The sequence below is a fragment of the Streptomyces sp. CO7 genome (assembly GCF_053474865.1).
The window spans coordinates 430,970-432,529 of sequence record NZ_JBRIOU010000006.1 but is presented as its reverse complement, the minus strand read 5'-3'; the positions used below and the strand labels follow the sequence as shown (position 1 = coordinate 432,529).

The following is a 1,560-nucleotide window of genomic DNA, read 5'->3' as shown; positions in this document are numbered from 1 at the left end:
CCTCCCCGCCGCCTCCGCCGAGGCCCCGCCCGCCAAGGAGTCGCGGACGGCCGCCGCCGCCGTGCCGCCCATGGAGGAGGTCCTCGCCACCACCACCCAGGTCGCCTCCGGCCTGCGGCGCCCCACCGCCATCGTCGCCCCGAGCGACGGCACCGGGCGGCTGTTCATCACCGAGAAGTCCGGACGGGTGCGCGTCTACCAGCCCAGCTCCGGCCTCTCCTCCACCCCGCTGCTGGACATCGTCGACAAGGTCGACGAGTCCGGCAACGAGCGCGGCCTGCTGGGCATCGCCCTGCCGCCCGACTTCAACACCAGCAAGAAGCTCTACCTCGCCTACACCGCGCTGCCCGACGGCGCGGTCACCCTGGCCCGCTACAACCTCGCCGACGCCAAGCTCGAGGTGCTGCTGCAGCAGCCGCACGCCGACTACAGCAACCACAACGGAGGCCAGCTCGCCTTCGGTCCCGACGGCAAGCTGTACATGGCCATCGGCGACGGCGGCGGGTCCGGCGACCCGTTCGACACCGGTCAGCGCAAGGACACCCTGCTCGGCAAGATCCTCCGCGTCGACGTGAGCCGCAGCTGCGGCTCGCTCCCGTACTGCATCCCGGCCGACAACCCGTTCGCCAACACCGCCGGCGCCCGGGGCGAGATCTGGCTCTGGGGCACCCGCAACCCGTGGAAGTTCTCCTTCGACCCGGCGGACGGGTCGATGTGGGTCGCCGACGTCGGCCAGGGACGGTGGGAGGAGATCACCCACCTGACGCGCGCCGAGCAGGCGGGCGCGAACCTCGGCTGGTCCTGCTACGAGGGCCCGCAGGTCTTCGACGAGGCCCAGTGCGCCTCCGGCGCCCGCTACACCCCGCAGGACTACTACTACTCGCCCTACAACGGCAACTGCGCGGTCATCGGCGGGCAGGTCTACCACGGCAAGCAGTTCGCCGACCTGGTCGGCGGCACCTACATCGCCACCGACTACTGCTCGTCCCAGGTCTGGGCACTGCGCCCCGACGGCAACGGCGGCTACCGCCAGGCCGACATCGGTGACTGGCCGACCCAGGTGACGGCGATCGGCACCACCCAGGAAGGCGAGTTCTACGTCGTCAACGACCTGCCCGGCGGCCTGCACAAGGTCTCCTTCGAGCGGACGAAGCCGCCCTGCAAGGTCGACGTGAAGAAGACGGCCTGGGGCACCGGCATGACCGTCGACCTCACCGTCACCAACACGGGAACCACCCCGATCGACGGCTGGTGGCTGCAGTTCTCGCTGCCCTACGGGCAGAGCGTCACCTCGGACTGGAACACCGATCTCACCACCCTCGGTGACATCCACACCGCGTCCAACTCCGGCCACAACGCGGCGATCCCACCGGGCGGCTCCGTCACCCTCGGCTACCTGGTGAGCCACACCGGCAACACCGCCGCACCGGGTCGCTTCACGCTCAACGACATGCCTTGCGCCCGCACCGGCAGCAACTGACACCGGACAGGCGGCAGCGCACGACACGTACGAAGGGGGCCCGTGCCACGGCGACCAGCCGCGGCCCGGGCCCCCCGCCG

General features: G+C 71.0%; 1 protein-coding gene. It reads left to right on the top strand.

Translation table 11 applies throughout. From position 1 onward, the window contains the following. The coding region (locus tag ACOV8S_RS23510) for a PQQ-dependent sugar dehydrogenase (protein WP_448320043.1) at nt 1–1,480 on the top strand (1,480 nt) is incomplete at its 5' end. Nucleotides 1,481–1,560: the final 80 nt, after the last annotated feature.